Origin of the sequence: Duganella hordei, assembly GCF_040369125.1 — a bacterium.
Classification (GTDB): Bacteria; Pseudomonadota; Gammaproteobacteria; order Burkholderiales; family Burkholderiaceae_D; genus Rugamonas; species Rugamonas hordei.
On sequence record NZ_BPWI01000004.1, the window covers coordinates 70233 to 95857 of the forward strand.

At 54.6% G+C, this 25625-nt stretch carries 12 protein-coding genes and 1 pseudogene; 4 read left to right on the top strand and 9 right to left on the bottom strand.

Annotation, left to right across the window (positions count from 1 at the left end):
• The first annotated feature begins 50 nt into the window (after positions 1 to 50).
• The 4 genes from brxC (at position 51) to brxL (ending at position 12343) form a co-directional block, all read left to right on the top strand.
• Complete coding sequence (brxC, locus tag ABWW33_RS10990; protein WP_353401520.1) at positions 51 to 3665, top strand: BREX system P-loop protein BrxC; 3615 nt, start codon at positions 51 to 53, stop codon at positions 3663 to 3665.
• A 92-nt stretch (positions 3666 to 3757) separates the two neighbouring features.
• Positions 3758 to 7438: a BREX-1 system adenine-specific DNA-methyltransferase PglX gene (pglX, locus tag ABWW33_RS10995; RefSeq protein ID WP_353401522.1), complete on the top strand. Its 3681-nt coding sequence runs from the start codon at positions 3758 to 3760 to the stop codon at positions 7436 to 7438.
• A gap of 220 nt (positions 7439 to 7658) precedes the next feature.
• Positions 7659 to 10274: a BREX-1 system phosphatase PglZ type A gene (gene pglZ / locus ABWW33_RS11000; RefSeq protein WP_353401524.1), complete on the top strand. Its 2616-nt coding sequence runs from the start codon at positions 7659 to 7661 to the stop codon at positions 10272 to 10274.
• A gap of 8 nt (positions 10275 to 10282) precedes the next feature.
• On the top strand, positions 10283 to 12343 hold the full coding sequence (brxL, locus tag ABWW33_RS11005) for a protease Lon-related BREX system protein BrxL (protein WP_353401526.1): 2061 nt from the start codon (positions 10283 to 10285) through the stop codon (positions 12341 to 12343).
• 108 nt (positions 12344 to 12451) lie between these two features.
• Here the strand turns inward: brxL and ABWW33_RS11010 are convergent, their stop codons facing one another.
• From ABWW33_RS11010 to ABWW33_RS11050, 9 genes and pseudogenes are all read right to left on the bottom strand, one after another.
• Complete coding sequence (locus tag ABWW33_RS11010; RefSeq protein WP_353401527.1) at positions 12452 to 13639, bottom strand: S1 RNA-binding domain-containing protein; 1188 nt, start codon at positions 13637 to 13639, stop codon at positions 12452 to 12454.
• Complete coding sequence (locus tag ABWW33_RS11015) at positions 13636 to 15045, bottom strand: GTPase family protein (RefSeq protein WP_353401528.1); 1410 nt, start codon at positions 15043 to 15045, stop codon at positions 13636 to 13638. The genes ABWW33_RS11010 and ABWW33_RS11015 overlap by 4 nt, the downstream gene beginning before the upstream one ends.
• Positions 15046 to 15146: 101 nt before the next feature.
• Positions 15147 to 17399: a dynamin family protein gene (locus ABWW33_RS11020; RefSeq protein ID WP_353401530.1), complete on the bottom strand. Its 2253-nt coding sequence runs from the start codon at positions 17397 to 17399 to the stop codon at positions 15147 to 15149.
• Between the two features lie 7 nt (positions 17400 to 17406).
• The gene (locus ABWW33_RS11025; protein WP_353401532.1) at positions 17407 to 19824 is read right to left on the bottom strand and encodes a dynamin family protein; all 2418 of its coding nucleotides are present in this window, start codon (positions 19822 to 19824) and stop codon (positions 17407 to 17409) included.
• Between the two features lie 168 nt (positions 19825 to 19992).
• Positions 19993 to 20166: pseudogene (locus ABWW33_RS33120) on the bottom strand (IS5/IS1182 family transposase); the annotation flags it as partial.
• 191 nt (positions 20167 to 20357) lie between these two features.
• Positions 20358 to 20792, bottom strand: a complete 435-nt coding sequence (locus ABWW33_RS11035) for a hypothetical protein (RefSeq protein WP_353401534.1) — start codon at positions 20790 to 20792, stop codon at positions 20358 to 20360.
• Positions 20789 to 22801, bottom strand: coding sequence for an integrase (locus tag ABWW33_RS11040; RefSeq protein ID WP_353401536.1), 2013 nt, complete (start codon positions 22799 to 22801; stop codon positions 20789 to 20791). Before ABWW33_RS11040 ends, ABWW33_RS11035 begins: the two co-directional genes overlap by 4 nt.
• On the bottom strand, positions 22798 to 24333 hold the full coding sequence (locus ABWW33_RS11045) for a site-specific integrase (protein WP_353401538.1): 1536 nt from the start codon (positions 24331 to 24333) through the stop codon (positions 22798 to 22800). The genes ABWW33_RS11040 and ABWW33_RS11045 overlap by 4 nt, the downstream gene beginning before the upstream one ends.
• Positions 24317 to 25618 carry a tyrosine-type recombinase/integrase gene (locus tag ABWW33_RS11050; protein ID WP_353401540.1) on the bottom strand — a complete coding sequence of 434 codons (1302 nt, stop codon included), beginning with the start codon at positions 25616 to 25618 and terminating at the stop codon, positions 24317 to 24319. The genes ABWW33_RS11045 and ABWW33_RS11050 overlap by 17 nt, the downstream gene beginning before the upstream one ends.
• Positions 25619 to 25625 lie beyond the last annotated feature (7 nt).

The window sequence follows — 25625 nt, forward strand, 5'->3', positions numbered from 1 at the left end:
GTTCAAGCCGCCTGGCGGCACATTCCCGTTAATAATTAAGCCAGAATAATATGAAAATCAGCCAGCTTTTCCTCAAGCCAATCGACCGTCCCATCAATGGCGTAATCAAGGCCGACCAGATGGATGCTGCAAGCGTCTGGCAAGAGCTGGAAGAATACGTCGTAACCAAGCAGATTAGCGAATACCTGCGCAAGTTCTTTGACGCTTACTTGGCGGCCATCGACCGCCCGCATGACGCCGCCATCACGGACCGCATGGGTGTATGGGTGTCTGGTTTCTTCGGTTCCGGCAAGTCGCACTTCATCAAGATATTGTCCTATTTGCTTGAAAACATTGAGGCCTATAACCCCAACATCGGGGAGAAACGCAACGCTGCTCAGTTCTTTGACCATCAAAAAATCAAAGATGCCATGCTGCATGCTGATATTCAGCGAGCGGTGCAGGGCACGGCAGACGTCATCCTGTTTAATATCGATGCCAAAGCCAACAAATCCGACCCCGACGCCATCTTGCAGGTCTTCTTGCGCGTGTTCAACGAGAAGGTGGGCTTGTCGGGCGACTCTCCGCACATCGCGGACATGGAACGTCATCTCATTGCCAAGGGGGCGTTCGAAACCTTCAAGACTGCCTTTGCTGCCTCCAACGGTGGCGCTTGGGAGCAAGAGAGCGATGCGGTCGCATTTTACCGCGACGACATCGTGACCGCGCTCGCCCAAGCGTTGAAGATGACGCCAGAATCAGCTGGCAAGTGGTTCGACAATGCAAGAGCCGACTATCGCATCACCCTTGAAGGGTTTGCCAAGGTCGTCAACGATTACCTGAGTACTCGGCCCTCCAGCCACAAGGTTATCTTCTTGGTTGATGAGGTGGGCCAGTTCATCGGGGCCAGCTCCCCGCTGATGCTTAACCTGCAGACCATCACTGAGCAGCTGGGGGCTCAGTGCAAGGGCCGCGCCTGGGTCATAGTCACCAGCCAGGAAGATATCGACGCGGCTATCGGCGAAGACAACAAGTCCAAAGGCCAGGACTTCTCCAAGATTCAAGCCCGCTTCCATACCCGTTTGTCGCTGGCCAGCAGCAACACAGACGAAGTAATCGGCGAGCGCCTGTTGTCCAAGACGGAGGCCGCCCACGTTGCACTGCGCGATGCCTTCGCGAGCAAGAGTGACGTCATTAACAATCAGCTCGGGTTCTCGGGCAACTCCGTGACCTTGCGTGGTTACAAGGACGCCGCTGAATTCGTCACTTACTACCCGTTTGCGCCATACCAGTTCACGCTGCTGCAAAAGATTTTCGAATCCATCCGCAAGGTGGGCGCCACCGGCAAGCACTTGTCTCGCGGCGAGCGTTCGCTGCTTGATGCCTTCCAGTCCGCGGCTGTGCGCAATGCCAACCACGGCATCGACGTGTTGATTCCTCTGTACGATTTCTATCCCGCCATCGAGAGCTTCATTGACGGCGTCGCCAAGCGCTCGATAGACCAGGCGCCGGACAATCCCGGCTTGCAGTCCTATGACAGTTTGCTGTTAAAGGCGATGTTTCTGATTCGCTATATCCCCGACATCGTCAAACCGACCATCGACAACCTTGCCACGCTGTGCATCGACCAGATTGATGCGGACAAGCTCGCGCTCAAGCGCAAGATTCAAGAGAGTCTGGCGCGTCTGGAGCGGGAGCGCTTGGTCAGCCGTAACGGTGACCTGTGGTTCTTCCTGACGAACGAAGAGCGTGATGTTGCCCGCGAAATCGGTCATGTCGAGGTCTCAGCTGCTGAAAAGTCCCGTGAACTGGCAAAGCTGATTTTTGAGGATATTTTCAAGGACCAAACCAAGGTGCGTCACCGGGGCACCAAGGCCGACTACGAATTCAACCGCCTGCTTGACGGTGCTCCGTGGCGCCACGCCAACCACGTCCTGAGCTTTGAGGTGTTCACCCCGCTCGGTGATGAGTACGAACGGCTCCAGCCAGCACGTTGCATTCTGCGCAGCAGTGAAGGCAACGGCCGCGCCGTGGTGCGCCTGCCGGAAGGCGAACGGCTAGATATCGAATTGGCGCTATACCTGCAAATCGAGAAATACATCATCAGCCCCAAAGCCGACCAGGCCAGTCCGTCGCTCAAGCGCATCTTGGCCGACCGCAAGGACGAAAACCGCGAACGCCGTATGCGCTTGGTGCATCAGCTTTCCGAACTTATCGCATCAGGCGATTTTTACGCGCTGGGCCAGCCGGTTCAAATCAAGACCGCCAGTCCGGACAAAGTGCTCGACGAGCTTCTCAATTACCTCATCACCAATACCTACAGCAAGCTGCCATATCTCAAGGTGCGCCAGGTTGACGCAATAGCCGAAATCAAGGCCGTACTCAATGCGGACGACTTGGGCCAACATTCGTTGGGGCTGGACGGCGAAGCCGGCAATGCTCTCGCCATCAAAGAAATGCGCGACTACCTGCAATTGGCCGCCAGTCAGAACCGGGTACTGCTGTCAGACGTGGTCGACCGCTTTGCCGGCATCCCATGGGGCTGGAAGCCCGAGTGGGAAACAGTGCTGCTCATCGCCCGCCTGTTTATGTCCGGCGAAATCAAACTCATGCTCGAAGGTTCCGACCTGGACCCCGTATCCGCTGCCGACCCGCTTACCAAGTCCGTCCGCTTCAAGCAGGTATCTATTCTTAAGCGCAAAACGGCTGACGCCACTGCAATCAAACGCGCGCGCGAATTGTATAAGGAGCTGTTCCAGAAAATGGGGCGCGAAGAAGAAGACAGCTTGGTTGCCGACTTCCGTGCCCGACTAACGGATTGGCAAGCCGAGCTCAAAAGTTACGCTCATACCGCCGCCGCACCGCACTACCCTGGCAAGTCCGACATCGACGCCGCGCTCACCCGTATCGCTCAGCAACTTGCTACGCGCGACAGCTTTGCCTTCATCGAAGTCCTGCTGGCGGCTAAGAACGAGTGGCTGGATGCTGCGGACGACATTCACGACTTGGTCAACTTCTACAAGACCCAGATTGCCGCCTGGCGCAAGCTGCTCGATGGCCTGAGCGCGTTCGAAAGCAATCGTGAAGCGTTGACTAAAGTGCCTCAAGCCGCCACCGCCTTGGTTGACTTGGCCCATATCCGCGATAACCCCAAGCCCTATGGTCAGGTCAGCCGCATTGAGCCACTGCTGGCCTCTGTCACCGCCATCAATGAACAACTGGCGCAAGAAAAACGTGAAAGAGCCCTACTGTCCATCGATAGTAAGCTAGCCGAGGTGGAGGCGAAGCTCGGGGCAGCGGCAGCCAAGCCCGACCTCAGCAACAAAGCGCTGCGCCCGCTGCAAGCTTTGAAAGTTCGCATCGCCAGCCAGACTAGTATTGCGCAAATTATGCTTCTGCAAGCGGCAGGCGGCGATGCAATGGACGACGCCATCAACATCATTGAAGCGGCTGTGGCCAAACACCCAGACCATGTTGAGATGCCCGGTAATATCATAACGCCACTGCAGACCGGCCAGCCCAATGTGCCGACGCCTACGGTCAAGACCACCCGCGTTATCCGCGCTGCGGAACTATCCAGTAAAACGTATCTGGAAACCGAAGCCGACGTGGACGCCTATTTAAGCAAGCTGAAAGATGCGCTACTTACAGCAGTGCGTGCCGGTCAAATAGCGCGGATTCAATAACGCGTCCGATAGGACGCTTTAGCGCTTTTTCAACCTATCTAATGGCTGTCCTCACGCCAAGCGCGGGGCAGCTGAGAAAATTTACCTGACTCATGAACAAAGCCAAACTCAAGTCTTACGCCCCGCAAGCCCGAAAAGACTTCATTGCCGCCGTTACTGCCCGCGCCAATTTGCTCGGCTTGTCAGAAAGGGCTGGTAGGCTGGAGGTGACTATCAGCCAACCGCACGGCGACGCAACCGTGATTGCAGGCCAAGCCTGGCCTATTAAAGTCCACAGCCAGCGCCAACAACTCATCACTCGCATTCAAAAAGACGGCTTTGCCCAGACAATGGAAGCTGTGGCTTACACCTGGTTCAATCGATTTGCGGCTTTGCGCTACATGGAGTTACATGACTACCTGGGCCATGGCCACCGCGCACTTTCTAGTCTGGAAGGCGGCTTACCAGATATCCTCACTTACGCTGCGGAACTGGCCCAAAGTGGCGACTTAGTAGGGTTGAAGGCTGCTCTAGTGACGGAAATGAAGCTGGCCGGCAACCGCGATGGTGAACTTTACCGCCTTCTGCTCGTAGCTCAGTGCAATGCGCTCAGCAACACAATGCCGTTCTTATTTGAGCACATCGACGATGAGACTGAATTATTGCTGCCGGATAATTTATTGCGCACCGATTCTGTTATTGCCAAGCTTGTGGCAAGCATCGATGAGGAGGATTGGAAGGACGTAGAAATTATTGGATGGCTCTACCAATTTTATATCAGCGAGAAGAAAGAGGAAGTCATTGGGAAAGTAGTAAGGAGTGAGGATATACCGGCAGCCACTCAACTCTTTACTCCTAACTGGATTGTTAAATATTTGGTGCAAAATAGTGTCGGCCGAATATGGTTGATGGCCAACCCGGAAAGTTCGTTAAGGCACAACTGGCCCTATTACATAGAGCCCTCCAGCCAAACTCCTGAAGTACAAAGTCAACTTGAGGCCCTTATTCGTGTCCGGATAACTGAGGATGGCGGTAGCCTGAATCCGGAATCTATTACGCTGCTCGACCCCGCTTGTGGGTCTGGCCACATCTTGGTCGAAGCCTATGATTTGCTAAAGACTATCTACCTTGACCAAGGCTATCTGCCGCGCGCAATCCCCCGTCTGATTTTAGAGAAGAACTTGTCAGGGCTTGACATAGACGACCGTGCCGCCCAATTGGCTGGCTTTGCCTTGCTGATGAAGGCCCGTGCGGACGATAGGCGTCTCTTTGATTCCCCTGTTAAGTTAAACGTTCTTTCTTTGCAGGAAAGTAGCGGCCTGGATGTTGACGAATTGGCGCAGGCGTTGCATTCGTTCCTGGAACATGCTGGTGCACAGACCATAGGCACCGCTGTTGTAGAAGGATTGAATGTCAACGACCTATTCCCGGACTCCCTCCGACAGGGAAGTTTGGAGGAGTCTTTTACAGTCAATACCGGGGGCGGCTCGATGCGTGCAACAATCGGGTCACTCATTGCTACATTTTTACAGGCCAAGACTTTTGGCTCGCTGATTCAAATTCCGCAAGCACTAAATTTTCAATTGGAAGAACTAGCTGAATATTTGCAGCAGGCACTCGTGAGCGGCGACCTTTACGCCAAAGCAGCTGCACAGGATTTGATGCCGCTGGTGTCGCAGGCGCGAATTTTAGGTAATCGTTTTGATGCGGTCGTCGAGAATCCGCCTTATATGGGGTCACAATTCTTCAACGCCGACGTAAAGAAATATTTAAATAAATATCACCGTACGTGCGAAAAGGACCTTTTTTCCGCATTCATATCAAGAAGCGCGTTATTCTGCAAGGATAGTGGAATTGTCGGAATTGTAACATCGTTTACCTGGATGTTTATTTCTTCATTTGAAGAGTTGAGGAAGGAAATTCTTCGCGAAAGGACTCTTGCGTCGCTTATTCAACTCGAATATGATGCTTTCGAGGATGCGAAGGCACATTTGTGTACGTTTGTATTCAACGTGCAGCACGTAGCAAATTATGAGGCCTCTTTTGTAAGATTATCAGATTTTCGAGGTGCTGAAAATCAGGGGCCGAAAACTCTGGAAGCAATATCAAATCGCTCTTGTGGATGGTTTTATAATACAAGAAGCGATGATTTTTGGAAAATTCCTGGCAACCCTATTTCATATTGGCTAGATGCGGCTGCTTTCGATTCTTTTGAGAAGTTAGAAAAGATTTCTGACTTTGGGCGAGCCAGAATTGGAATGGCTACGGGTAAAAACGATTTATATGTCAGATATTGGCATGAGGTTGCTTGGAATAATTTAGGTTTGGGATTAACCCGCGAAAGTGCAATGGAAAGTGGAAAAAAGTGGTTTCCTTATGCAAAGGGTGGAGGTTTTCGACGGTGGTACGGCAATGTCGACGTTGTCGTAAATTGGCAAAACGATGGAGAGGTTTTGAGAAACACTCTGCATCCCTCTGGGAAACGGCTGTGGGCGCATAATTTCAACTTGAATGAAATATTTAAGCCAGCAGTTTGTTGGAACGTAATTGCTTCTACCGTCAATTCATTTAGATATCATGATAATGGTTTTCTATTCGATTCCGCAGCGGGGATTCTGCAAGCTAATTCCTCAGATAGCAATTACGCACTCTTGGGCTTGCTTAATAGCAAAATTTCATCATATTTGTTGCCAGCTCTGAATCCGACAATTAACCTCCCGCCTGGTTATTTAGAGCAAATGCCGGTTATCCTAAATTATGATTTTGATTCAGTTGTTGAGCTGATAGATATTTCTCGAAAAGACTGGAACTACCAAGAAACAAGTTGGGGTTTTGCCAAATCTCCAATTATTGAAAATGCTATACCACTTGCAATTGAGCAGGACTGGGGCCGTTGGCAAGGGAAAACTGAAGTTGCTCGCGCAACGGTAACTCGCCTGGAGACTGAGAATAATCGCTATTTCATACAAGCTTATGGTTTAGACGCTGTGTTATCGGCAGATGTTTTACCAAACGAGGTAACACTGGCCATCGCGGACCGCGAGAAAGACAGCCAGCGCCTGATTTCCTACGCTATCGGCTGCATGATGGGGCGCTACAGTTTGGACGAACCCGGTTTGATTTATGCAGATGCCGAGAACGTCGGATTCGATGCCTCCCGCTATGTCAAATTCCCTGCTGACTTCGACGGTATTGTGCCCTTGACGGACGAACTCTGGTTCGAGGATGAGGCTGCTTCCCGCATCCGTGAATTTTTGCTATCCGTTTGGGGGGCCGAAACGCTCACTGAAAACATGGCTTGGCTTGCCCAAAGCATTGGCCCCAAAACTGGCGAAACTCCGGATGAAACCATTCGCCGTTACTTGGCATATAAGTTCTACAAGGACCACCTGCAAACCTACAAAAAGCGGCCTATCTATTGGCTCTTTTCGAGCGGCAAACAAGGTGCGTTCCAAGCACTGGTCTACTTGCATCGCTATCATGAGGGCACACTCGCCCGCATGCGCGCCGAATATGTCGTGCCCCTAACGGGTAAAATTCAGTCCCGTATCGACATGCTGGAGAAAGACGCGGCGGCGGCCACTAGTACTGCTACCCGTAATAAGCTGACCAAGGAAGTTGAGAGGCTGAAGAAGAAACACGTCGAACTGCTGGCCTATGACGAACAACTCCGCCACCACGCCGATATGCGCGTTAGACTCGACCTGGACCACGGCGTTAAAGTTAACTATGGGAAATTTGGTGATTTGTTGGCGGAGGTGAAGACTGTGACTGGAGGCGCTAGCGATGATTGACCCGGATTGGATAATTTCTATCGCTCATGTCATGCCTGGAAACCGTGGTGCCTTTTGTCAACGTTGTGGGCGTGGTGCGCTGGCATGAATGACCTGTGTCTGATGGCCGCTGTAGAACTGCATGCGCAAAAAATTCTCATCACCGCGTAAGCTTCTGAATATCTATTTGACAGGGCGTAGGCCCGTAATACACCAGCGAAAACTAGTACAAGAAAAGAAAATGAGCCAACAACGCCTGTTTGATAGTTTGACCACATTGTTTGCCATCTACCCTGTGGTGTTCTGGCATGACGTGGAGGCCGAGTTTGCTTCTGCCGTCGATGGCCTTGCGCTGGATGGTGTGCAGTTGGTGCGCCTGGATGACAGCGCTTCGCTCCGAGTGAAGCTCGACATTGAGGGCGCCCCGGACCAGCGGTGGCTGATTTACAGCGTCAAGCCGGAGCCGGAGCCGGCCAAGGATTGGCTGCTCGATGTGCGAATGCGCAGCAAATCGTTTCGTGCGGACTCTACTTCCATATTGCTGGAGGATTTGGGGCTGAGCACGCAAGGACTGCGTGCTCATTTGAAGGAGCGTGCCAAGTTCCTGCGCGCCAAGGACCGCGTAGACCGTCTCAAACGCCTGGTCCTGCCGGGCGATGACGCGTCGGACCTGGACCGCAAAATGCTGGCGGTACTGACCCGCGCTGACGAACCCGAGTTGTTTGCCATGTTGCAGCGTCTGTACAGCGCTGTGGTGGTGGAAGGTGTGGCTGACTTGTCGGCACAGCCCAAAGCCTGGCAGGACATTGCCGCCAACGATTTGACTCCCGCTTTCTGGGAGTTGGTACAAGTCCAACTGGGCTATACCGATGTCAATCCGAGTCTACGCGACTTATTGTTGCGCATTCTGGTCACGGATTTCTGCCGAAGCCTACAGGGCGATGCACCTCGTCAGTTGGCCCATTTTGTGTTGCCTGACCGCAGCCTGGCTTCAAATGCATCAGTTTTTGTCGGCCGCTGGCGTTCTGACATTGCACAGTTCGCCAATTACGACGCACTGGCGCAAGCCGTGGCAAACGAGCTGGACCTTGTGAATTTGTTGTCGGGCCAGTCGGCCGAGCAATTGGTTGAGTGCATGACGTTTGAAGATGTCGAATTGCGGGTGGTGCAAGACCTCAAGAAGCGTATCGTCGCCGGCGCCGGTGCCAATATGGACGTCGTGCGCACGCTGATGGCGCGCCGCCGCGACGGGCACTGGGCTAACTCGCTGCTGGCCAGCGCTAACGAGCGCACCCGCGCTTTGGCCGCATGTTACGACGCATTGACCGCTGCCGCTGACTTCTTTAGCTTGAAGGCGGCCCACTCGTCGGGCTTCAGTTTTGTCGATGCGGGCACCGCATTTGCGCAATACCGAGATGAGCTGTTCCGCTTTGACCAGTTGTACCGGCACTTCCATACGGCGGCCGACGCGGTCGAGCCCATGGGCTGGGCCGTGTTGCACGAGCTGCGCGAGACGATTGAAGGCGTGTACTCAGGCTGGTTCATCCCGCACTTGAGCGCCGCTTGGTCAAAAGTAATAGAAGGACCACAAGGTTTGCTGAACAACTGGAACCTACCTGATGTGACGCCACAGCAGGAATTCTATGAGCGCAAGGTGCTGCCGCTGTTTGACGGCGGGGTTAAACGAGTGTTTGTAATAATTTCCGATGCGTTCCGGTATGAGGTGGCTCAGGAGCTGGTGCAGCACACCAACAGCAAGAGTCGCTTCAAGGCATCGCTGGACGGTATGCTGGGGGTGTTGCCCAGCTATACAGCGCTGGGGATGGCCTCGCTGCTGCCGCACGAGACGCTGGCCTACAAAGAGAGCGCCAACCTTGATGTGCTGGCCGATGGACATGCCGTAGCTACGCTGGAACAGCGTAGCGAACACTTGCAGCGCTTTGATGGCTTGGCCGTCAAGGCCGAAGACCTGATGGGACTGGGCAAAGAGAAGGGGCGGGAGCTGGTGCGCGACCAGCGGCTTGTTTACGTCTACCACGACCGCATCGACATGACTGGCGACAAGCAGGCGTCAGAGACCAAGACCTTTGAGGCGGCCGCGCAGACGGTGCAGGAACTCTCTAACGTGCTGGGTTTCATCATTCATAGCCTCAATGGCTCCACCGTGTTGGTTACGGCCGACCACGGATTCATGTATCAGGAATCGGCGCTCGATGAATCAGATAAATCCACGCTGGATGACAAGCCCGCAGGAACATTGAAAGCCAAAAAGCGCTACCTGATTGGCCGTGATTTGGGCGCAACCCCCAAAGCCTGGTCTGGTAATACGGCGGTGACGGCTGGCACCACTCAGGAAGGCAGTCTGGATTTTTGGGTGCCTAAGGGAGCCAGCAGGTTCCATTTTGCCGGCGGGGCACGCTTCGTCCATGGCAGCGCCATGCCGCAGGAGATTGTGGTGCCAGTCATCACCGTGCGGCTCAGCGAGGCAGAAAATGCCAAGACCAAATACGTCAGCGTTAGCCTGTTGGGCGCCGTAAACAAGGTGGTGACGAACACGCAGCGCTTCGAGTTTATCCAGACAGATGCGGTGTCGGAGCGGGTGCTGGCTCGTTCTGTCGTGGTCTCGCTGCGCGATGGCTCTGATAACGACAAACCCATCAGCAACGTGCAGTCCATCACTTTTGACAGCACATCGCAGCTGCTTGATGAGCGCAAGCGCTCGGTTTTGTTGACTGTGCTGGCTGGTGCGCATGACCCGCACAAGCACTATGATTTGGTGATGCGCGATGCCGTGAGCAACGTGGAGGTGCTGCGCTTGCCGGTCAAGGTAGACTTAGCCTTTGGTAACGACTTTTGAACATTGAAATGATGCAAACTCCGACACCCGCAGCAATATCCGCTCATGAACTGCCGGATACTAGCCTCGACACGTTGCTCAACACCCACTTTGCTGGAAAGGTCGTGCGCAAGGACCTGACCAAGCTGATTAAAGAGGGGGCGAACGTGCCGGTGTACGTGCTGGAGTACCTGCTCGGCATGTATTGCGCGAGCAATGATGAAGCCGTCATCCAGAATGGCCTAGTCAACGTCAAGCGCATCCTCACGGAAAACTACGTGCGCGCTGACGAGGCGGAGAAGGTCAAATCCAAGGTGCGCGAGAGCGGCACATACAAGGTCATCGACAAGGTCACCGTCAAGCTCAATGAAAAGCGGGACGTGTATGAGGCGTTGCTATCCAACCTGGGCGTGAAAAATGCCGAGATTTCCAGCAGCTATGTGCGTCAGTTCGAAAAATTGCTGGTGGGTGGCATCTGGTGCATCGTCACACTGAAATACTTCTATGAAGAGGACCAGAAGGGGTCACCGTTCACGGTAACGGAGCTTAAGCCCATTCAGATGCCGAACATGGACATGGCGGCCCTATACGAGGCGCGCAAGTCGTTTACGGATGAGCAGTGGATTGACGGCTTGATTCGCTCGACCGGCATGGAACCCAGCCACTTCAAGGAGCGCGTGAAGTGGCACCTGCTGGCGCGTATGGTGCCGCTGGTGGAGAACAACTACAACTTCTGCGAACTCGGCCCGCGGGGCACCGGAAAAAGCCATATTTATAAGGAAATCAGCCCGAACAGTATTCTGGTATCGGGCGGACAAACCACCGTGGCCAACTTGTTCTACAACATGAGCGCACGGAAGGTAGGCTTGGTCGGCTTGTGGGACGTGGTGGCATTTGATGAAGTAGCCGGCATCAACTTCAAAGACCACGACGGCGTGCAAATCATGAAGGACTACATGGCATCAGGCTCATTCAGCCGGGGCCGGGAGTCCATCAATGCCAGCGCCGCGATGGTCTTTGTGGGAAACATCAACCAGAGCGTGGAGTCGTTGGTCAAGACCTCGCACCTGTTGGCGCCATTCCCGGAAGCGATGATTGACTCAGCATTTTTTGACCGCTTCCATGCCTATGTGCCGGGCTGGGAAATTCCCAAAATGCGACCGGAGTTTTTCACAAACCAGTATGGCCTGATTGTCGACTATCTAGCCGAGTACCTGCGCGAGATGCGCAAGCAAAGCTTCGCCGACGCCATCGACAAGTGGTTCAAGCTGGGCAATAACCTGAACCAGCGCGATACCATCGCCGTGCGGCGCACGACTTCAGGCCTGCTCAAGTTGATATGTCCTAACGGCGAATACACTAAGGACTCGGTGCGAAAATGCTTGGAATACGCGCTAGAGGCACGGCGTCGCATCAAGGAGCAGCTCAAGAAGATTGGTGGCATGGAGTTTTACGACGTCCATTTCAGCTACATCGATATGGAGGATGGCGTGGAGCGCTTCGTGACTGTGCCCGAACAATCGGGCGGCGCGCTGGTACCTGAAGGCCGCTTGAACCCTGGGACCTTGCACACCATTAGCATGGGCTCGTCCGAAATGCCCGGGATATACCGGCTGGAGATTCAATCTATTCCAGGCTCTGGAAAAGCGAACGTATCAGGTGTGGCACCACGTGAAGCTGTACGGGTGGCGTTCGACTATTTCAAAGCCAACTCATCCCGTGTCAGTGCGTCTATCAAGCCGGGGGAGCGTGACTTCCACACTCATTTGGTTGAGCTGCAGAACAGCGGCGCGCCGCAGGCACTCACCCTTGCAAGTTTCATTGCTCTATGTTCTGCAGCCTTGGCGAAACCGGTACAGTCACAGCTAGCTGTCATGGGAGATATGAGCTTGGGCGGCACTATTGTGCAAGTGCGCAACCTGGCGGAATGCATGCAGGTGGCGTTCGATGCCGGGGCTAAGCGCATCCTGTTACCAATGTCGAGTGTGTCGGACATTGCGACGGTCCCGGGCGAGTTGTTTGCCAAGTTTCAGACGAGCTTTTACTCCGACCCCGTGGATGCGGTTTTCAAAGCACTCGGCGTCGAATAGTCGAATTTCTTTGAGTGGTTTTGATTTTTGAAGTCGGTTTCGGTCCGTCACGAATGTCTCCGGCTGCACTGTCTAACTCTAGGTCTTCAATACCTTCGAGAAAATTGGTTAGCGTTTTGTTCCCTGTAGTCGGCGCATCCGCAATCCGATCCGCTTGCGTTCGACATCGATATCTCGGATCGTGACACTGACCACATCACCCACCTTGGGTGCAGCTGAGTCGTCGGGGTAGGCATGCTTGAAATCGGACTGGAAAACCAATCCGCTGATCCCGGCCATGATTTCAATGAGGACACCAGCTTGCGTCAGTTTCTTGATCTTGCCGTCCAACTTGTTGCCGACAGCCAAGCGCGCGGGAACCTGCTCCCATGCGTCTGGCGCCACAGGCTTGGCACTGAGTGAGATTTTCTTTTGTTCCAGGTCTATTTTTATCACCCGTACTTTGATCATCGCACCCACTTCAATAGTCGCCGCTAGCGGCCCCATCTGGCTGCTATGGAGTAGGCCAACTATTCCGCCCACGTCGACAAAGGCTCCGAAGTCAGCGATGTTTTTCACGACTCCGTCCATCATGTCACCTTGGCGTAAGTTCGCCAGGAAACAGTCGCGAGCTTCTTGCATGACCTGCTTGCGCGATGCAATCACTCGGTTGGCGCTGCGGTCCAGCTCCAGCAATTTCACTTCGACTAACGTGTCCAGCAAGAGGTCAACATGCTTTCCTGGACTCAGATCGATCTGTGAATGCGGGATAAATCCCTGAATGCCGCGATAGCTGACGCTGTAGCCTCCCTTCATTGGCATCTGCAGCAACATCTTGATGCTGCTGTTGCCATCGAATGCGTGGACTAGCTCGACCCAACGCAGCATTTTCTTATAGTTCAGATGCGACAGCGCAACGCCATCAGGCGTGACGCTGGCAACCAGGTTGACGTAGTCGCCCAGTTCGATTTCCAGCAGTTCGTCTTCGATGAATTCGGCCAGTGGGATTAAATGCTCGGCACCGTCGCCCAACTTGATGACCGAGTACAGATGGTCGATGCCGACGACCTGCCCGGTCAGAATTGCGCCCTCTACCAATTCCACGCTGGTTTCCAGCGTCGCGTCGGGCGACATGGGCAAATGGCCCAGCCGTAATGCCTGGTTTTCCGTCTCCAGCCCTTGCATACGGACCTTAAGCCGGCGCAGCTCAGCGTTGCGGCGGTCGCCGAAACTGTCCAGGAAAGTACGAACTAGGGTCTCGTTACTGTAATCAGCAAGAAACTGCAGGATGGGATCGCTCGATTGATGGAGTTTCATGATGAAGTTTCGATATAGGGCTCTGAACTGACATGCAACATTGATAACGTCAGCAGGGTAGCGACCACTTTCTGTGGTGCGGCTTCGCCGACCAGTGCCCTTGAGGTGTCGATCAGGCGAACAAAGCCACTGTTCATCTGCGATATGGCAGTGGCATAAGGACTGGCGAGACCCTTTTGCAAATATTGCTGTAGGTCCGGTGCATCGGCGGATAAGTCGCGAAAGGCTAGGTCAGCCGCCGCAAAAAAATATCGCGCGGGGGCCAGCGTAGCGTTCAGCTGCGGCAGCCAGTAATGGGTCCACCAAGCATGCAGCGGATGATCCGACGGAAGTTCCAAGCCATCCAGCATCAGGCGAGTGTCTTGTTGAACGTCGGCGCCCAGCTGGCGAAGCCAAGCGGCCTGCAGCTTGGCGTAGCGTTCGGCATCGCCAAGGCCGATTAGCCGGTACATATTCATCCCGCCCAGAAATTCGTCTCCCTTGCGCGCCTTATACAACATCATCCCCGCGCGCTCCAGCACTTGCTGCGTGAGCTGCAGGCGCGGCCGGATGGCCCATTCATCGCTCCAGGCTTGAATGGCAGGCAGCCACGGATGCTGAGGTTCCTGCTCGTCCTGCAGCGGCGCCAATAGATGGCGCCAGCAACTCTGTCGGAACCACTGTAGCTCGGCAAGTGACATTGCGGAGAAGTCGGCGCTTAACACAAGTAAGTCCAGCTGCTCAGGTTCTTCGTCCAGCTCGCTCCATGCTTCCAGTACCCTAGCGCGTGCCAGCGCTTCCAAGCGACTGCGATCTTCGGATGGGCACTGAGTGATGATAAACAGCAGGCTGCAGCGGTCGCCAATGAAATCTGCCCCTGCAATTGCCTGCAGGAATTCTGTTAATCTATCTTGGTTCCACTCCCCGTCCAGGCGGCTGGCCTGGCACACATAACCCAACGCCAGATTCCAGTGGCCGGTCAACAGCGTGCTTGCGTCGCTTTCCGCTAATGCGTCGTCGCCCGAATTCCAGCCGGGCATGTCGATTAGCGCCAGACGCCGCGCGCCCTCGCCGTAGCCGTCGCCCTGCCGTAAGATTAGGCGTGATTCGGGTACGGCTAGGCGCAGACGATGTCGCATGGGATCGAACGCCGATAACTCAGCGCGGTGCGGAAAGTGCTCGTAGCTAGCGAGTGGCACACCTGGCTTAGCGTCGTGTGGACGCTCCACCAGAAGCAGTTCCGCTTCAGGACCGTAAGTGATTTCCAGAGGCAGCCTAGTCTGGCGTTCAAGTGAGCTGATCGGCAGCAGCGCGACCGGAATGCAGGGACCCAGCAATTCGCGCAGGAAGCGCGTTTTGCCGGCTGAGAATTCACCTATCACCCTTACCGTCAGTACGCTGTCAGGCGGTGCGACTGGCGCGCTCATGTGAGCGCCGAACTGCTGTACCGTCTCGAAAAGCTTAGTGGCGGAGGTCGCGGTGCCTGTTGGCACCGGTTCCGGCGTCGCTATCTCGGAATGCAGAGGCCTCACTGCACCAACAACCTTAGGCTGGAGCGCAGGCCATCTGCTTCCGTTCGCAGCGCCTCCAAGGTCGCCTGCTGCTCAGCCGGTGCAGCATCGACAGCCAACGTCAGCTCCGTCAGCTCAGCCAGTCGCTCGCGGATCATGGCATCCGCCCGCTCTTCCCAATGATGCTTGACGAGTAGCCGGAGCATTTCTACCATGGCCTCACTTTGCTGAACATACACTTTGCGCCATTGTGCCAGCGCCTGCTCAACATATCGCAGGACCAGCTGTGCCCGGTCCTTGGTCTGCTGGGCTAGCAACTCCAGCGCCTGCTGTTCGGTACGAACGGTAAGCTCATCCAGATCAGCCTTCAACATTGCCAGCTCCTTGCGGTTCTGCTCCAGCGCCCAGCCACTCAGCTTATGTTCCTCCGCCAGTCGTGCGCTGCGTGCCAAATCGCTGCGGTAGGAAAGTATCCGTTCATCAGCTGCGCGTAAGTCTTGCTGCTGCTGTGCATAGGCATCGGGGTCTACCACGCTAACTTCCTGCGGACCATCTAGGGCGCTACCGATGCGTTCGCCCCAGTAGCTGAACGAAATCGCCTCCAGCATGCCCAATTTATCAATTACCGCTGGCGGAACGCCGACCACTTTGCCGCCGATCTTGGTCGCTTTCAACACTTTAACCGTCTTGGTCGCGGCTCGAGCAACCTTAGCGGCGTTCACCGTGATCTTGGCCAGCTTGGCACCTTTTCCCACTACAGCGGCGATCTTGGCGCCGGCAGCTGCCGGGTTAATAAACATGGTGCCAATATCGGCCACCTCGCCCAGAATGCGGCCCAGGATCGCTCCCTTGTTGTTGCCGTTTACCTGCGTGATCTGAGGTAAAGGCTGAGTCAACAAAGCATGGCGTTCACGCAGAGCCTGATGCAGCGCATGGCGGTGCGTTTCGCTGTCGGGAATGCCGCCAATCCCACGAGTCTGATCCAATTGCGCCTGGGTCCGCTGCTTTTCCTCCAGCGCACTCTGCAATGCCGCCATCCGTCCGACATCGAGGAAATCTTGGCTATCAACCGGCTGGGGCGGTGGCAAGCGCAGCTGGAACTCCTGCTGCGCCGACGTCGGTAGTTTCAGCGTGCCATACGCGACCGACAGTTCCTGCATGTCACGCGCCAGCGCATCGAGCGCACACTGCTGAGCCTCGGTTCCCGCCGCCACAAAGTCTGCCCACTGCGCCTCTTCCGGAATCGACGCAGCTAGCCTAGACATGGCAGCATTAAAAGCGATACCGTGCCGATCAGCCAGTTCTTTGGCGGTTGCAGCGCTTGCCGTTCGGTCTGCCGTAGCTTGCACGTGCACGTCAGCCTTCAACTCGGTCAACGCCATTTTGCGGCGCAGCAGTTCGGCGTGTGCTGCTTGGCGTGCTTCCACGCTGTCGCTGTGGCAGGCACTTTGCATCAGTGCGTTCTGACCCAATGCATTTTCCAGCAGCGGCGTCAGTTCGGCGCGCAGGCGCTGCAAGCGGATGCCGGCCAAAGAGCTACGCGCTTCACACACGAAACGGATCACCGCTTCTCGGCCCATGCCAGTTTTATTGACCGGCGTGATGCCGATGCGCAGCTTGCTTCCCTCTTCAATCTGAGCCTCCCACGCATGCAGGTCAGGCGCCTTCTCCCCGGCTGCGACCGCACGTTCCACTTCATCCCAGCGCGTCGCCAGAACGGTGACGTGTTTGCCCATGGTTCGAATGCGCTCTAGGGTGGCCAGGTCACCGGCATCTGGACCACGCGGTGGAATCAGGTAGAGCACAGTATCCGCCTGCTGTATCTGCGCCAACGCATATTGCTGATTGGCTTGCGACATGCCGCCCAAGCCGGGCAGGTCCACCAGCACAGCCCCCGACAGCCATTCCTGTGCCAACGTCAGCAAGGCAAAGGCGGCATTGGGCGGCGCCTGGACCACGGCGGCTGAAAATTGTTCGGCAGTTAGTTCACGAGAGGTACCGTCCACATTGACCAGTTGCATCCGGGTGCCGACGCCATGCTCGATAAAGGTCGGCAGCGCAGTAGTCTCCTCCATTGCCGCTGGCAACCAGTCACCGCCGACTAGCATGTTAACTAGGCTGCTTTTTCCTACAGTAAACGCGCCTGCCAATACGATACGCAGTGGACGCTCTGGCTGCAGCACGCTGTCAGCCACTTGCAGCATGGGCTGCTGCCACGCGGCGGGCAACGCGGCGTTCAACGCATCAAGCCAGGTTTCAGATAATTGCATAGAATCCTCACGCATCTAATACGGATTGCGTCATGGCGATCACCTCAGCCAATGCGGCGCAGCCTTCTTGCAACTGTGCCTTGCGCGCGCTGATTTCAGCCGAGCTTTGCTGCAGTAACAATTGCACTTCCTGGCGTTGCGCTCGCTTGGCGTTTAGTGGTTCCATCAACTGCTCTTGCACGCAAGACTCCAGTAATTTGGACTGCTCCAAGAAGACCGTTCGCACCGCCGCAGCCAAGTGCTCATTCAGGTAGGCGACGGTGTCGTCCAGCTTGGCCACTGTGTTGCGCGTCAACTTGCGCATGCCGTCGGCAACCAGCGTTTGCCGTTCCTGCAGTGCAGCTGCTTTAGCGCGCTCGGTATCCTTAGCCAATTTGACCTGCTGTTTTTCTAAGCGCTTCTTGGCCATTTCTAGCGAAATGCGCTGGCCGGACAACTCTTCTTCTTCGCGCATAATTCGTGCTAGTGACTCTTCCTTGCTTTCGATCTTGCGATGCAAGTCCTGGCTTTCGCGCTGATGGGCTCGCAAGGCAGAGTCATCCGTCACAGTGACTGTTTCATAAGTCGCGCTCAGCCATAAGAAACCGCTGCCCCAATTGCTGGATTTGCGCGTATCCGAATGGCGCTCCACCGGCGGTGGAGGCCCCAGACTGTCGAGACGGGCCGCCAACCTCGCCATATCGGCTTCCGCCTGAACGCGCTTCCTGTCGCTGACGGTCTTGGCCGCAATTTCCTGGTCCAGCTCGTGCAACTCATCTTCAGTCTTGTCAATCTGGCTTTTCAACTTGGACAGCTCGCTGCGATGTTCTTCAATACTTGAAAAATCTAGGTCCAGCACACTTTCTATGCGCGGCAATTCGATATGAATCTGACCCAGCTCAGACTCGATCTGCGACGCATGTTTTTCCATGCGCTCTACATAATTGGCACGCAGTCCGGCCAGCGTTTGGGCGATCTTTTTCTTTTGCGCCTGCCATTGCAGGTCGAGCCTACCTGCAACATCGGCGAGCTGTGCCTCCAGTTCAGGTGGCAATGCGATCCTGCTTACGTTGCCTGCGAGCTGGCGCGCTATATATGTCTCGGTGATCTGGTCAGCTATCGCATGTTTGAGCAAGGAAATTGGGCCAGTCATCGCGGCGAGCACGGTTTCACTCTGGAATTGACCGGCGCGCTCATGCTCTTCGCGTGAATCACGGGTTTCGCGCTGCTCTTCCTGCTCCAGGTCGACCACGTCCATTTCCAGCCGCGCCAGCTGGAGGCGCTGTTTGTCCAGTGGCTCATCGGACTCAAGTTGCCGGAGTTCTTCGCTGACGCGTTCGACCAGCTGTTTTTGGATTGTTCTTAGCTGCTGCAACGGCTTGAAGAGAATCTGTTGCATGGCTTCGCCGCTGCTCACCATTACGGCTATGCGGCTACGCAATTCATCCATGCCGGAGCGACGGCGCTTTTCTGCATCTGCATCCTCGCCCCATTTGGCGCTGACCGGCAATAGATGTTCGCTGTCTGTCATCGTGGCCAGCTCCAGCGGATGCTTGGCACCCAGCGCCTGAGCGAAATTTTCTTTGAGAATATCCAGCTTGGCCCTCACCCGCTCCGCTTCGGGCATTTCCTGATCCTGCTTATCCTCCGGGTCTAGTACCTTATCCCATTTATTAATAACGGTAATGAATTTTCGGAAGTTGTTCTGCAAGCTGTCGGTGAGGAAATTCCATTCGGACTCGGAACCGCCCAGCATATCCGTCGATTGCACCCACAACGCGATGTGCGAGCTCGCAATGGCTTTGCGGGTGATCTGCTCGTGATGCTTGACGACGGTTTGCAGGCCAGGTGTGTCTACGAGCACCAAGTCCCGCCGCAGTAGCGGATGATCCAAGAAGACATCGATATGACTGACCGTCTTGCGGCCGTCACGATTGCTGATGTCGAGTTCCGTTCCCCAACGGCGCAGGGCATTATCGTCTTCCCAAGCGATCTCCTGCTCGCGGCCGTCGATATAGTGGATGACGATGTAGCGCTCTTTGCGCTCAGGGGGGAGGCCGCGCAGGAAGGTATTGACTGCGGTTGTGGTTTCCAAGGCGTAAGGAAGTAGCTCAATTCCTAGCAGCGAGTTCAATAGCCTCGACTTGCCACGAGTGAATTCGCCGAGAACCACAATCTGGGCAGCAGTTGCTTCCAGCGCTCCGCGAAGGTCCGCGAAGCGTGCATGAGCGCTCTTAAGCTCGACACTCCCAAACTGCGAGAACAAATCTTCAGTTCGGTTTAGATAATCTTTTGCTACCTGCACCTTTCGTTGGCGTTGCGTTAGGCTATCTACCAGTATTGAGTTTTCCCGAGGGGTCATAAAAACTTTCAAAAAAGAAGGCATTCCAGCAGGAAATTGAATGATTAACACTTTAGCTCTGAAGCAAGAAAAATGGAAGCTCAAGGACGCGCTAATCAATCGACGATTTGACGCCGACGGGGACTTTACGAACAAGCAAGGTTGGCTAATGGCCGAGATGTGGCGTTGACGCGGTGCATCCGCCCGAAGTTGGATGGACTTAGTCGCTAAATTTTTCCCAAGTTGCGCACTTCGGCGCGCTTAAGACGCAACTCAGGTTTCAATTATCGTGAGGCGTCGGCCGGCCAGCACCAGATTGCCGAAGCCGAACAGGGTGAACATTTTGTGCGGTGTTTTTGGCGAGGCCGCGATACCGCACTTTGCGGTGAGCACGAGGTTCTTCACGACATCGAACGGATGCTAAATTTTCGCGCGCACGCTCGCTTTCAGATGCTTGGGCTTTTTCGATCCGGCGCACCGGGTTGTTTTCAAGCAACGCCTTGCTTCGAGTGCTTCATCGCGAAGTACCAGGTTACGGCATTCCCTGATTTTCCAGACGCTTCCACACGCAGTTAGCCTGCGTCGCCGAACACAGCCACGTCGTCGCCGTGCAGCAGCAGGTGTGCTCGCGTATCGTATCACTTCACCTCTTTGCTTCTGTCTCGATGAGGCTTGGGCAGCGGATTGTTCAACATAGCAATGGTCACACCTTTGCGCTCAGCATTGATCGCCCAAATTACGAACTGCTCGATCAAGAGATTGTTCTCTGCCTGCAGCCGGGCTGACTTGGCTTGGTGGCGCTTCACCTGCATCAGCGCCGCACGTATTCGTTCGTCCTGCGGTTCGCCTCTGGAGCGAGGCAAAGTACCGCGCAAGGTATCTTTCTTGAGGGAGAATGCGTTGGCAATCTCTGGATACTCAGCGAAGGTAAATCTAGAGTATCGTAGTCCAGTGAGGCTCTCGACTGCGTCGAGTAGCAATTCCCACGTGAGTTTCCCACTCCATGAGTCGAGAGTATCGAGTACGATGGAGATGCGCTCCTCAGTAAGGTCAGGTGCGCGAATCTTCTTCATGCCAGCGTCTTCTTCCGTCGCACCTTTACAAACCTGACTGGGTGCACGTTGTCCGTCGTGATGAGCGGAGCATTCGTCACATCCAATCGAATACGAGCGCCTAATGGCACCTTGGGGTCTTCCAGAATCGAGAGCAATGCATTGACTCGATCCAAAGTTTTGCTCTGGTGTTCGACCCAGGCGTCGGCGCCGTACTCCTCGGCGGTCAGCGCCTCACGCGCCTGCTTTAGAAGGTATTCGGTCTCACTCCGAAGCTGTCGCAGGTTAGTTTCTTTGTGTGCGTCGCCCTTGATACACTCTTGTTCTTCACAATTGGAGCAGTCTCGATACATCGGGCATGGTTCGCTGGCGAAGTCATGAGCGCACCAGCCATACTCGGTCGTATGTGCCGCTGTCAGCCCCAAGCGGCCGGCCTCTGCACGGGTTACCAGTCGACGTCCAGAGATATACATGGGCTCCATTTGCGATGTAAAGCCACCCTTCAAAGCTTTGCTAATCGGCGCCTGCACTTCGTCAGAAGTCATGTGGTCATATGGCCTGTTCTGCGCGACGTCCTTGCGGCCAGAGAAGATTGCAATCTCGGCGCTACTGAGTCCGCCGGTCTGAGCTAGCATGTTCAGGTAGTGACGGAGCGCGTGGAAACGGAAGTCGATTCGCGAGCCATCGTCCTGGGTATATCTAAACTGGTCAAAAATAGACGGTCTGTCCCTCGAGATGCAAAAGCGAGCGTCTAAGGCAGCATAGCTAACGCAGCCGAACATACAAAGAAACGGCGCCTTCCGAATAGACATATCGTTTCTACGTGTAATAGCAACGGCGTCTTGGCACAATAAAGAAGGGTCTCCGGGTACGTATGGGAATGTTGGTGGAAGCATGTCCAGCACAGCCCTTTCTACATCCACATAACTGTACATCACACGTCTCCCGCTGAATGAAACGGTTTCTAGCTTTTTGGTTGACTGAGCCCATACTAAGGCAGCGCGTGACAACTCTGCATCGCCCCACAGCAACAGAGCAATCTCGCGCGTAGTGAGCAATAATTTTCCCGCCAGATGCTTAGCGCCAGGATGTACGAAGAGCTTTTGAGGGTTGGCCGTGTACCAGGCCGCAATCTCTTGAGCCGGGGTAGACACCTTCAGGAGATTTTTGATGGCTACACGAGCAACCGGCACCATTTCAGTCGGCAACCACTTGGTGGTGTTTTCGAAACCCTTGGAACCGGGCCACCTCACACCTAGCTTCCCGCGGAATTCCCCCTGTCCTTCCACTAGACAGTTTCGTCGTATTCTTAACGCCTCGTTGACCCGTTCGGGAGCGCTGAGCATCAGTGCACAATAGCTTGAAAGCACAATATCGCCGACTTCGGTGGCGGAATAGAAAATGCCAGCTAATCCGCGAAGCACTGCAGCAGATGGAAGTTTATTTTCTCTTGCAGCCAATGCCTCTTTCGAAATGCGAGAACCTATCTCCTTAGGTTTCTTCTGACCGTGCTCCCAGGGAGTGCGCAGTCCTATCAGGCGTTTAGTGCGGAGAAGTTCTGCAATGATCTTCAGCTGACCTGCAATGCGATAGGCAATCCCAGGTTTAAAACGTTCCACCGCCAATTCTACTGCGGTATCCAAGACATCAACGTCGATGGCCGTAGGTCGGAAGCCCTTATTCCGAGTACCTAACGCCGCTTCAAGACACCTCAGTGTGGCGAGTCGCGCCCCGAAGGTGACAACAGGACGATAATCTTGCAAATATATGATGACAGCCTTTGCGAAGTCGAGGAATGGCTGTGCCATACACGGCGCTTGCACATTTAAGCGGGCTGCTTCCAAGGTGCTGAAAATTAATCGCTGCATTGTGTTGTGTCCTTTGAGGCGCCCGCCCTCCCACACGTTCAGATCAAACTTGAGTCTGGCATCGAACAACTCAGAATTTCGACAAAGCGCTATAAACGCCTTCAGATTGGCTTCAGGAGTTAGTTCAGCTCGAGGAGTAAATTGCAGCACGCATGCAGTCATACGGTGTCCCTCACGGCAGCATTTTGACGTTGCTCAAACGCTTTAGCACACAATGCGATCACCTCCTCAATAGCACGAATCGTCTCATCATTTACTGCTGCCATCCGCTCATCACCTGTCCATCTTTCTCGCTCCTTTGACAGCCTCATTAGGACCTCTTCGTGGGGAGCATCGAGCCAAGGCTCAAAGCGGAAGCAGGTGTAACAAGCTACCGGTTTGTTGAAAGCGCAGCCTTGGCATTTGCCAGCGCAGCTTCCTACCGGTTTCGGTGCAACCCGAAAGTCAATGATCCGGCTACCTAGCGCGCCCTTATGAGTCGCGTGCGCCTCGTCTGTAACTAACTGTCCTTTAAAGGCTCGTGCGAGCGGAGCAAGAGCTGCGCCCATAGCCCTGTCGATATTCGCCACAATCTTGGGCGATGCAGCCACGTACACGTCAACGTGTTGCAGGTCCACGTGACCCAGTCGGTTCGCAATCAACACCTTGCTTGCCCCCTCTTCCGCAAGTCGAGTCCCGAAAGTGTATCGGAAGCGTCTTGTCGCCAGCGGCATCGGTGCATAGTGCAGCCGGGAAGTGGGCGGGGCAATTGGCCTCATGAGCGTATTAAACCGTTGCGCCAGCCCACTCGGCGTACAGTGCCCAAAGAACAAGTCGCCAGATGGGCGGCCCTTGCGGCGACTATTGATCATGACTACAGACTCTGGGAAGAAAGCAGATTCATTGTTGTGTGCTTTCTGCTGTAGAAGATCGACGTACTCCGCCATGAGCGACCCTGTTTGGGGGGTGATGTCGAACTCAAGGAAGCTAGCACGCATATGGACTGCGCCTGTTTTCGCCTGTGGCAGCTTGAGCACGCCGTTGGCAATATCGAAGTCGCCAATCTTGAGTGAAGCGTACTGAGAAATGCGTCCGCCACAGGCTAGTAGCAATCGAGTAAGCAAAAGCGTCCACAAAGGAAGCTCATTTCGCCCATATGCAGCGTTTACCGAGGAGTACAGCGCTGTGTACTCTTCCTCGCTTAGCGGGCCATCAACTGGGTTGCGAGTTCTTACCGCTTCGCCTTTTTTGTTGCCAGGCTTACGGCGCTCGGCGAGATAGTTAGCGCATTCTGGTTTCACCCCAGGGAGTTCAAGGTCTACCCATTTTTGAAGCAATGCGCTGAGGGTCCCCAGTCGGAACAAGTCGTTCGCATCCAGCTTCGCCGCATAATTCGAAATATGCAAAGAAGTAAAGGCCCCATCAGGACAACTTTCAAGTCGCTCTGTGAAATGGCGAAATGCATACTCTAAATTTTCGACGTAACTCCCAGCGTTTCCTTTCAAAAAAGGAATTAAGCAATGTTTAAGAGCCGGCACAAAATTGCTGTACCCATTAATATGCTTTCGGAAGTCTATTCGTAAGTCAAATGGCCCGTCAGTCCATTCCCAAACTTCCTTCTGCGGATCGAGACTAGAACCACTCCTAGTGAATACTAGGGACGGAAGGCCGATGGCAAGTGCGGACGAGAAGCTGATTTCATTGATTTGGGACATCGAGTTTTTCTTGTAATTTTAAGGAAAGTTCACGGCCCTTCCGAGACGCGTACCGCCGGGTATAGTTCACTGCGCTCTTGGAGTTATCGGCCCAGCCTTGCTGCTCATTGCGAGCTTTTTCCTCAACCGCGTCGGAGAGTTGCATCAACTCAGCTTGCTCAGAAAACCGTTCATTCCAAGTGTGGCGCATAACGTGGCTAGTCAGGCTAACGGGAAGCCCCGGACAAGCCTGCCGTAGCTGTAAAAAAATTTTGTCAATACTTTTTGCGGACAGCGGTTGGCCGTCATCCGCAACGAAGAGCTGTGGATACTTTCGAGCAGCCTTAATCTTTCGCCTGTGCTTGTTGATATATTCCCAGACCGCTCGCATGATGGCTGGGCGGAGCTCAATTTCTCGGTCATTTGTTTTGGCGTTCGGTTGAATTAGTCGAGGGTCTTCTTTTGCATCCGCTCGCCGTAAGATGCGTAGCTTCGGAAGTTGGGGATTCAAGTCTGCAATCTGCAGCCCGAGCAATTCGCCGCGTCTCATGCCAGTTGCCAGCAATAGCACAACAATGAGCCAGTTCCGCTGACGGACAAAACCACGCTTCCACGGGTTGCTCGCGGAATCTGGATGTACGGCCGCGCATAGGCGGTCCTGCTCATCCTGAGAGAGGCCTTGCCTCGCTCCTAGTTTGGCTCGCTTAGAGACCGGAGGAATATGCCCTCGAAATGCCTTCAAAGCGCGAGCGCTCTCAAGTTCAAGCTTATTCCGCAGGTTCGGAAGTAAAGTTGCCCCAACATACGTAGCCAAATAACTTAGATAATCAGCGATATATCGGAGTCGTGAAGCTTGGGTGGCGACGTCAACGGCGTGCGCATCACGTTCTGCCGATTTTCGGCGCATACGAATGCGCTTGATCTGCACGACGGTGGCTTGGCCGGACTCTGCATCCTCGGAAGAAAGGTCGATGACGCGGTACTGGGCTATTTCAGCTAAACGATTGAGCTCTGGCAAAGTCAAGAACTGACCTTGATGTAGGCGCTGCAGCAAATCAATCTTCGCGCTACGTAACCAGCGGTAAAGTAGAGCTAGCGTCGCGCAAACGGAATGAATTGTGTTCGCGGCTTTCCCGCGAGTGCGGAAGCCGGCCAAGTACAGCGTTGCCTCGTGTACGGGTAAGCCCCCCGGCCTACTTAGCACAGAGTGCCTCTCGCCGTTTCGGAACCGGACACGCTTTGCGATGAATCTTTCCATTTCGTGAAAATTCTCGACGCCGTGCTTCTTACACTTCTCTATTGCCATGCCATCT